General features: G+C 59.3%; 7 protein-coding genes. 1 reads left to right on the top strand and 6 read right to left on the bottom strand.

What is annotated here, in order from left to right; translation table 11 throughout:
* Window positions 1–111: 111 nt before the first annotated feature.
* The gene (locus AWB68_RS28660; RefSeq protein WP_087647704.1) at window positions 112–2,172 is read left to right on the top strand and encodes an RNA-directed DNA polymerase; all 2,061 of its coding nucleotides are present in this window, start codon (window positions 112–114) and stop codon (window positions 2,170–2,172) included.
* A gap of 39 nt (window positions 2,173–2,211) precedes the next feature.
* Here the strand turns inward: AWB68_RS28660 and AWB68_RS46945 are convergent, their stop codons facing one another.
* From AWB68_RS46945 to AWB68_RS28630, 6 genes are all read right to left on the bottom strand, one after another.
* Window positions 2,212–2,679 (bottom strand): hypothetical protein, encoded by a 468-nt coding sequence (locus AWB68_RS46945; protein WP_125483068.1) that lies wholly within the window; start codon window positions 2,677–2,679, stop codon window positions 2,212–2,214.
* Between the two features lie 960 nt (window positions 2,680–3,639).
* On the bottom strand, window positions 3,640–5,871 hold the full coding sequence (locus AWB68_RS28650; protein ID WP_160110081.1) for an AAA family ATPase: 2,232 nt from the start codon (window positions 5,869–5,871) through the stop codon (window positions 3,640–3,642).
* 251 nt (window positions 5,872–6,122) lie between these two features.
* Entirely contained in the window at window positions 6,123–6,335 is a 213-nt protein-coding gene (locus AWB68_RS28645) for a hypothetical protein (RefSeq protein ID WP_125483067.1), read from the bottom strand.
* 250 nt (window positions 6,336–6,585) lie between these two features.
* A complete protein-coding gene (locus AWB68_RS28640; RefSeq protein WP_125483066.1) occupies window positions 6,586–6,825 on the bottom strand; it encodes a helix-turn-helix transcriptional regulator in 240 nt (79 codons plus the stop codon).
* Window positions 6,826–6,905: 80 nt separating this feature from the next.
* Entirely contained in the window at window positions 6,906–7,484 is a 579-nt protein-coding gene (locus tag AWB68_RS28635) for a hypothetical protein (protein ID WP_087647699.1), read from the bottom strand.
* Window positions 7,481–8,884: a tyrosine-type recombinase/integrase gene (locus AWB68_RS28630; RefSeq protein WP_087647698.1), complete on the bottom strand. Its 1,404-nt coding sequence runs from the start codon at window positions 8,882–8,884 to the stop codon at window positions 7,481–7,483. Before AWB68_RS28630 ends, AWB68_RS28635 begins: the two co-directional genes overlap by 4 nt.
* Window positions 8,885–8,902 lie beyond the last annotated feature (18 nt).

Raw genomic sequence — 8,902 nt, 5'->3', positions numbered from 1 at the left:
TCCGCAAAAGACAGGATGTAAACAGATTTCTCCAAAAGTTAACAGCCCCCGACCGGATGATTGTCAACACGCCCTAGTTCGTGCTTCTATCATTAACTAAAAAGGCACCACATGGTTTCACTCAAGGCGGCTTGGAGAATTGAAAACCTGCATCGCGCATGGCGGTGGATACGTTCAAACCCGGATCGCGCCTACAAGGGATATTTTAGAGAGCTTTATTCGGCATACGCGACGGCTGACGACCCATTGCTCAAGCACCTAAAAGGACGTCTAGATCGTCACATCTTCGAGCCGTCAGACTCGTGCAAATTGTTCCTGCCGAAACCGTCGGGCATCTTGCGACCCTACACCCTCTTGAACATAGAAGATCAGATCGTTTATCAGGCGATGGCCAATGTGGTCGCCGAACGTCTACTCCCACATGTCAAGGGGCGCTACAACAAACAGGTGTTCGGTCATCAATACGCGGGGTCCACCAGCCTTTGGTTCTATCGAAAATGGAGTACCGGATATAAGGCCTTTAACGCGGCGGCCGAAGCCGCGTTCTCTGCTGGTTATCAATGGACGGCGAGTTTCGATCTGACTGCCTTCTACGACAGTATCGATCACGACGTTTTGCGTCATGTGTTGCGGGAAATCGGCCTTGATCACGACTTCTGTACGGAACTCACTCGCCTGCTCAATCGCTGGACCGCGACGCGCACGCAGATTTACCACCACCACGGTATTCCTCAAGGACCGCTGAGTTCGGGTTTGATATCGGAGGCGGTGCTAAAGCATTTTGACGAACGCTTCAAGACTCGATATGACGTCCGTTATCTAAGGTACGTTGACGACATCCGACTTTTTGCCAAGAGCGAAGACCACTTGCGTCACGCGCTGGTGCTACTTGACCATTTGAGCAAGGACGTAGGGCTGTTTCCGCAGTCGGGCAAGATCGACATTCATCGCATCAACGACATCAACAAAGAACTTAAGTCAGTCAGTGTGCCAGTCGAGCCCGCATTAACCGGACCCGTGCCGGACCAACGAGCGATTAAAAGCCGGCTTGCCGAACTTGCGCCACGCACGACCGGCTACGCGGTCTCCGACTCGACCCGGTTTAAGTTCTTGCTGGCCCGTGCCGCGCCGTCGCTGCGTATTTTGGATCGACTGTGGCGCGTTTTCGATCGTGCGCCCCATTTCTACCCACAGCTATCCGCCTATCTACAGAAATTCCATGTACTCCCTGACCTGCATGCTGATCGGTTGCTCGTTCAGATTAGAGACCAGAATTTGTACCCCGTCATCCGAGCGAGCTTAGTGACGGCGGCAGACGGCCGCTTGTCGGTCGCGCGCACCAAAAAGCTTCGCTCGCTGCTCAAACCCCTTTGGATGCCACGTACTAACGCGCCCGAACTTTCGGCATCGCTATGGCGAGCGTTGCATCGCGTGGATCATCTTACTGACAGGCAGGCGGACTATGCTTTACTCCATGCACACTCGTCCTGGCTACGAATGAGCCTGCACTTTGGAATGCCGTGGCTCAACGTTCCCAAACCCCGCCGCGACAGATTGCTCAACGCATCCATGCGCGGCGCCGACGCCGACGGTGCCGCTGCCGCCGCGTGGCTGGGAGCCCTGTTGGACATTGACGTCCAACGACCGATCCGAGACATACATCCGCTAGCCAAGATAATCCTGCGCGAGAGCGGCAAGCTGCGACGCGCGGACAGTCGCGTATGCGGCATTCGCATGGCCATCAAGGATATGACCGGCGCTGAAATCGACATCAAGTGGCGCAAACTCTTTGGGAAGGGTTATGCACAAGCAGAATCGAAGATCGTTGCCTGCAAGGGTTACTTTACGACCAACCCTACCGCATGGGTAAACATGCTGGACGTCTTCAACGACGTTTTGTTAGATGCGCTATTTCGTCGAGACGGAACGATTGGCGCACCGTCCCTCGGGAATTTCGGCGGGATCACTCACAACGTTAAATTCAAAACAAAGTATCCAAAAACACACGCATATGCGGTCTTGGTTCACGAGAAACGACTCCAAAGTGAACTCTCACATGCGATTGTGAAGACCACGAAAGCGCCCACTACGCGGATTCCGTTCAAATGGTTGAAAGTTGGTCGTGCGGCGCTCTCAGCAGCAGTTTCTGAACTATTGGCCGCAGGTTACTGATACCTGAGCCGTCGAAGGCGACGGCTGCTGGTATCAGCTTTAGTGCGCTTTGCCCGGTGATCGCGGTGCATCGGGCGTAACGGACGGGGGCCACCAAACTGCCCATGCCTCACCGTTTGTGTCGCGCAACCGGGTGCGCCGCCAACCCGCCGCACGCAACGCAGCGCTCAATGCCGGGTTCGCGGCGTGCGCGCCGGGTGAAAGCCCCTGCAACGCGCACCGGATTTCCTCGAAGCCGTGGCCGCGGTTGCGCCGGTCAGGGGGCTGTGCGGCCCACCATCTTGCAAGCTGCTGGTCGAGCGTATCGGCGCGGCGGCGTGTCAGTTCGAGGCGATGCTGTTCGATCCGCAGGCGAACAGAAGCACGGCGTTCGTCCTGAGCGCGGCGGGTGCGTGCCTCACGCTCGCGCTGGGCTTGCTCATCGGCTTCGCGTTGCGCCTGTGCCTTGAGGCTCGCGTCGGCGACCTCTCGGTTTATGCTCTCGATCCACTCGCGGATATAGCTCATGAGGGGCGCGGGTGCAGGCGGGCCGCTGGCAGATTGTCGAACCGATCGGGCATGGCGATATCACTCTGACATATACGCGCAGCAAGGGCAGGTTGGGCGACCGGGCAAGCACCGATGTATATCTCCAATGTATATCGTAAGCGACATGCAGTCGCAAGCTTCGGGATTTGGGGGGCGGCACGCTGCTGGGAAACAGGGCATTTTTTGGCGGTTCGCTGAACTGTGTTCTTGTACACCCGGTAACCGGTCGCGCCGATAATTAGACCGTTAGCTAGAAAACACCACATTCTTTCCCGAGTCGCGGTCGCCGCGCCTACGACTCCCCTGGCTTCGTGCACCGCACGTCCACGCTCGCACATCACGTCGGGTCCGGAATCGGGAATTAGGCCAGGCCTACTTTGCGGTCGTCGGAGGGAGGGATTCGGGTTCGGTATCGCAACTCGTCGTTGCGATAATTTAGTAGCACAGAGAGTCCCAACCCTTGCCCGTCCGCGATTAAAAAAATTAAGCAGCAGCGCGGACTATTAGACAATTTTAGAGCGGACAATGAAATCGCCCGAGACGGGCGCGAAACATTGCTAACAATGTGTGGGATTCAAGCCAGGGAGGTGGAAAGCCCTCGAACAGGCGGTCTGTGGCGGTCTTCGACCAAAATGAAGTCCGCCAAACTCTCAATCAGCTCGATAGACCGCCAAAAGACCGCCACCACCGTGCGGTCATTGCAATAGGTTGTGCATCATCTGTAAGCGCCTTACTGCTAAGGCTTTATATTCATGTGATTATTAAAAACCCCTTGAAGACCGCCAGCTTTTGGGTGTTCGAGGAGATTTATCGGTCGATACGTTCTGTTAGCACAAAAAGAGCAAGATAAGCCCGCGCAAAGGCCGCAAGCTGCGTGGCGGTCTTCTGGCGGCCTTCAGCAGTTTGGCGAGAAGGCCGCCATGCCCCCGGACTAGAGTGTTAGCTCGTGGAAAGCCGCCAAACCCAAAATTTCTTGCCGCATTTTTCGGCAATCGTTCCCGTCTCCGCTTTTGCCCGCTCGACCGTTCGCCATGCGATTCCTGCCTCTTTTGCGGCTTTCTTGAGATCGGTCACTTTGACAGGTCCATTCGCCAGTTCGCTGTACAAGAATGCAGCGCCCGCATCAACAGCCGAGTCGCCCTCGACCTGCGCAAGAATGGTCCGCGCCGAACCGGTGACCACGCGGCCCCACCGCACTTGCTGTGCGCTGATTCCGTTTTCGATGTCAGTTTGTCGCAGCGAGAACATCACGCCGTCGCCATCTGGGCCGAGGTTTGATTTGGCTCTTGCGATGACGCGCTCGCCAGTCTTCTCGTTTCGGCCCACGACAAGCACCATGCGCGCTAGCGCCCCGAATGCCTGGGAGCCCAGCAGCCGGTGCAGTGGCATCGCGCCCTCGCTCCCCTTGGCGAAATGCGAGACGCCAATCACCGCGAGTTCGTGCTGCGCCGCCAGATCAATGACGGGCTGCATGTCGCGGCGCACTTCATTCGCGCGATGAGCGTCGCCTTTGACCGCCGACACGATGGGATCCATGATCAACATCGCTACGTCGCTGATTTTTCTTATGCTGGTGCGTAACCGGTCCATGTCACGCGCCGGATCAAATGGATGCGGTTTGTTTTTCTCGATGACGCCTTGAATGATGTGTATTTTCGCGAGGTTGGCGCCTGCGGCGCGCAGACGCGGCACTAGCGTATGTTCCGCGCTGTCTTCTCCGCTCCAGATCAGCACGGACTTTGCGCCTGCGTGCTTCGTTCCGTCCGGCCATTCCCCGACTACTTTAGTCATCGTAGCGGCCAAGGCGAGCGCAGCCGTAGTTTTGCCAGTGCCAGCATAGCCAGCAAGCACAGTGACCGCACCGCGCGCCAGATGTCCGTGCCAGAGCCATGAGACGGCTTCGACCGCGACAGTGTCGCCACGCGCGAGCAGCACTGTATCCTCCGACGCGTCCTTTGTTTTGTTCGTGTTGCCGGACGGTTCCGTCTTGGGTTGCGCCTTCGAGCCGCTGCGGTCCGACGCGTTTCTTGTGCTGTTCGTTTCGGTCCGTGCATCGGAACCTGCGTCGTCACGCATTTCGAAGAACGACATGCCCGTAGCGCGCCGCGCGCTCGAGATAAGTGCGGCGACGTCGAGCGGCCCGTCCTTGAATTTTCCAGTCGGATTGATCGCATGAAGTTGACGCTCGACGTGCCCGGCAGCGATGTCCGCTGCGTACTGCGGCGCGCGCGCCGAGTAGGCCTTAGCCATTTCGAGAATGACGGCATTCGGCCACCCGTGCCGCTTGCCGTGTCGTTCGAGAGCGGTCAGCCCTCCATTCCAGCCGAGTTTCGTAATGCGGTTCCGATCATCGGGGTCGTTGTACTCGGGCTCGAATGAATCCGGCATCTCGGCGAGCGTCAGGATGTGCCGCAGCAATGCCGCATTCTCCTGAGTGTATCGCCAATCGTGGTGCAGGCCCGCCGATAGGTCTGATTCTCCGCTACCGGTGCTTGTTGCATCGATTCCCGCATCAGACGCCGAGTTGTTGAACATTGACTGGCGAGAATTTGCGCCATACACACGCGCGTCGCCGAATGCTTCAATGACCCATTGCGGAGCGAACCCTGCGTCGGGCGCATCAATCTCGATCAGATCGGGAAAGCGGTGGTCTGCCGTCGCATCGGTGTACAGGCCAACCGTGTAACTGCCCGCCACCACCACATAGCCACCGTCGCCCCGCGTGTCGATGCCCGGATGGCCGGTTTGCGCCCCGATGGAGTCGCGCATGACCACGCCCGCAGGCAGCCGGAACCACAGATGCAAACCTCCGGTGCCAGTGCTCGTGATCCTGAACGGACGCAGCTTGCCGTGTCGGGCGACGAGCGCGGTGAGCGTTTCGAAACCCTTGGCAGGTTGGCCGGTGTGTCGGTCGGCGTGTACGTCGACATCGACCACAAGCAATCCGTTTCCGGTGGCAAAACCTAGATTTCGAATCGCCTTCGTTGTGAGCCATCCGCCAACACGCTTCGTGTCCTTCGTCGCGTTTTTCGTCCAGCTTCCGACCGGATGCTTTCCGGGGCTGAGACAATCTCCTGGTTTCGCGCAATTACATACGCCGTTCTCGACGGCGAAGCATGGAAACAGCCCGCGCCCTACGTCGAGCGCGCATAGCTGCTTGATTGATGCCATCAGTTCGCATTTCCGCTTTTCATTCGTGGTCTGAGTGGAATATGGCCCGGTATGCGCCGTACCCCCTGCGCCGTTCGATTTTGGCGGAACGTGCCAAGTTGCTTGGGACTGTCCAACGTCCGAGGCACATTCTTCACTTCCAGTTTCATCGGGCATGCGACGATTCGCTCGCGTTGTGAGGTGTCGCCGCTGTTTCCCCCGAGGCAGCAGCAGCGAACCATGTGGTTTGCAAGGCGGCTCGATCAGCAGCCTTATTCTTTCTGGATTTCCTGCTCGACCATCTCCTGCACGGCACCCGCCCGCGTTGCGTTGTATGCGTAGTCGAACGCCGCAGCGTCGCCGCTTGCATCACGCATGGCGCGCCGCACTCGCTCCTGCTCATGCAACCGCTGTTTGAGGGGTATGTCCTCGATGCCGTCCGTGCCGATACACTCAAGCATGACCTCAGCCAGTGCGGCCAGCATGCCGAGGTCGCACGCCGATATGTCGTCTGCGCGGCTAGCGATTCGTTTAGCCGTGACCTTCCGTGCTCGCTTCCCCATATCTCCTCCGTCGTGAACGTAAAGTAATAAGTTATACTACGTGATGGGAGCGTGTCGCGCGCCTGTCGGTGGTGCGCTGCTCAGGTGCGGATATCGTCCGGGTCGTCGTTGTAGTCGAGATCGAGCGGGCGGCAGCGAAACGGATCGTCTGAATCGAATGGGCGATGGGCTTTCACGCGACCTCCTGCTGCGTGGCGGCCTTGCGCGCGACAAACGCGTCGAGCGCATCGACCGGGACCACGGTTATTCGGGGAGCGAGTTTGATCGTCGCGAACTCGCCTGCCCTGACCAGCTTCCAGAATCCCGAGACGTGAATCCCGAGAAATTCGGCAGCAGCCTTTGGGCGCTTGTAGCCGCGCGTGGCGGGCATTTCGACAATTACGGTGAGAGGTGGGGAGGCTTTTCTTTGCATGGTCGGCTCCGGTTGCGTATTGACGGAGACGACTTTGCGCCGGGCAGTGTGGCTACATCAAGGGTGTGTAGCCACTTTCTTCATCGCTTCTGCCGGCGACGGTACTCGGGGTGCAGCCACGACTTGATCGTGACGGGGGACACCGGGAGCGCGCGAACTCCCTCCAGTTCGCCACGCGCGACCCGTCCGCTCGTTGTTTCGAAAGCGCTCCGCTCGGAATGTCTGCCCTGCGTGAGGGTTCGGACATGGGCGATGATGATGTCACGCTCAGGGTCGGTTACACCGGCGCGCCGTGCTTCGTCCTGCTCAAGCAACGACTCCAGCGTTGGGTGTGTTGCCCGCTTGCAGATGTCGTGGAGCCGCAACGTCTCCGAGTCTGTCAGTAGGCCGTTTGCGTGGTCCCTGCAGATGTTGTCCGCCAATATCCGGCCCACATGCGAGTTGTCGCGTGGATCGCATTCCGGGCCGATAGCCTGCTCGCCTTGCAACGCGTCGATCAGCCACACCCATTTCTGCGCGCGTGTGTGCCCCGCGAGCGTCTTTGTGAGTTCGTCCGCTGACAGCCCGAGCAGCGCCGGACCCGCTGCTTCGAGGTCCCGCACCGAAAGCGGCAGCAGGGCGCGTCGCCGGCTCGTATAGGGTTTGCGGCGAGCGCTCATGCGCTGCGCAGCGTGACGACGTTAGGCGCATCCTGCCGGACGAGCAGTTCCAGCCGTTCGCCGAGCAGTGCCCACGCCGCGCGCATTTCGGGGCTGTAGTCGTGTTGCAGATACACCCGGTCGAGTTTCTCGCTGCGGGCGTGATTCAGGCAGCGGTGCACAATTGATTCGGCCACGCCAAGGCTTTGCATCAGGGTCGCCGCCGTGCGGCGCAGGTCGTGACACTTCCATTGCCCATCTGCCAGTACGAGTGCGGTCGATGCGCTCGTGCGTCCCTTGATCGACTCACCAGCGGCGCGCTGGCGATCGGCAAGGGCCTTGCCGATGGTCTGGTTGTCGAGCGGCCTGTTGCGGTCGATGCGTGACGGGAACACCCATTCGCTGCGCTTGTCCGCGGGCAGCGCCTCTCCCGCCGCCCGCAACGCCGCAAACTGGGCGAGCGAAAAGTTTGAAAACTGCACGGCAAGCGCAGTTGCCGATTTTGCATGGTCCGCAGGGATGCTCCATGTGCCGTTTTCCAGGTCGACATGTTCCCAGCGCGCCGCCACCGTTTCGCCTACCCGCGTGCCGCACGACAGCATGACCCACAGTGCCGCCTGAATCGCTTTTGATAGTCCGCTTGACGGCAGCAGTTGTGCGACGCGCCGAATCTCGGCTTCGCTCAATACGCGGGTGCGTTCGTTATCTCTGGATGGGTCATAACTGCCGCTCACGACCCTACCTGGCTTGATGGCAAGCACGTCACACTCGACCAGCAGGCGTTTGAAAGGCTGGTTCGAATCCCCCCACCGGAACATCTGTTGCAGATCGGTCAACAGAGCGGTTGCCTGCCGGTTCTTACCGGCATCTGAGATGCCGGTAAGAATGGGCGTGACGTTCGATGCGTACACATTTGCCAGCGGCGTACTCCCAATGCACGGCAACATGAATTTTTCGAAGGTTCGTTTGATCTCCGCGCCGCCGTCCTTGCGCCCAAATTTGCCACGCTTGACGCTGACAGTCGGCAGCCATGCGTCGTACAGGTCGCGCACGGTCATGCTGGCGAGCCGATCACGCTCAAGGCGCGCCGCGTCCTCGGCTAGGATACGTTGGTCCTCGGCGCGCTCGGCTTGGCGCCTGAGGGCTGCGTCGGCGCGTTGTTGGCGTGGCGTGGTGCCTGACTGAATCAACTTGCGCAATTCACGTGAGCGCTTCCGGATGTCCGCGAGCGACACCTTCGGCCACGAGCCGCACGATAGCGAGGTCGTCGTGCCGCGCTCGGTCTTATAACGAAGTTCGAACGAGACGGTGATGCCCTTTTTGGTGACGCGCATCCGCCCCATGAGAGAATGCCCATCGCTCAACCAGCGCTTTTTTTCGTTCCCCGTCAGCGCCTTGAGTTCGAACTCGGTCAGTGCCATTTTCCACAACCTTTCCAC

Source organism: Caballeronia choica (assembly GCF_001544535.1).
GTDB lineage: Bacteria > Pseudomonadota > Gammaproteobacteria > Burkholderiales > Burkholderiaceae > Caballeronia > Caballeronia choica.
The sequence above is the reverse complement of the archived record's forward strand: the minus strand, read 5'-3'. Positions and strand labels throughout refer to the sequence as shown.

Coding starts and splice junctions, on each gene's coding strand:
- AWB68_RS28640 (WP_125483066.1), bottom strand. CDS start 6,825: ATGCAAAGAAAAGCCTCCCCACCTCTCACCGTAATTGTCGAAATGCCC.
- AWB68_RS28645 (WP_125483067.1), bottom strand. CDS start 6,335: ATGCTGGCCGCACTGGCTGAGGTCATGCTTGAGTGTATCGGCACGGAC.
- AWB68_RS28650 (WP_160110081.1), bottom strand. CDS start 5,871: ATGGCATCAATCAAGCAGCTATGCGCGCTCGACGTAGGGCGCGGGCTG.
- AWB68_RS28660 (WP_087647704.1), top strand. CDS start 112: ATGGTTTCACTCAAGGCGGCTTGGAGAATTGAAAACCTGCATCGCGCA.
- AWB68_RS46945 (WP_125483068.1), bottom strand. CDS start 2,679: ATGAGCTATATCCGCGAGTGGATCGAGAGCATAAACCGAGAGGTCGCC.
- AWB68_RS28630 (WP_087647698.1), bottom strand. CDS start 8,884: ATGGCACTGACCGAGTTCGAACTCAAGGCGCTGACGGGGAACGAAAAA.
- AWB68_RS28635 (WP_087647699.1), bottom strand. CDS start 7,484: ATGAGCGCTCGCCGCAAACCCTATACGAGCCGGCGACGCGCCCTGCTG.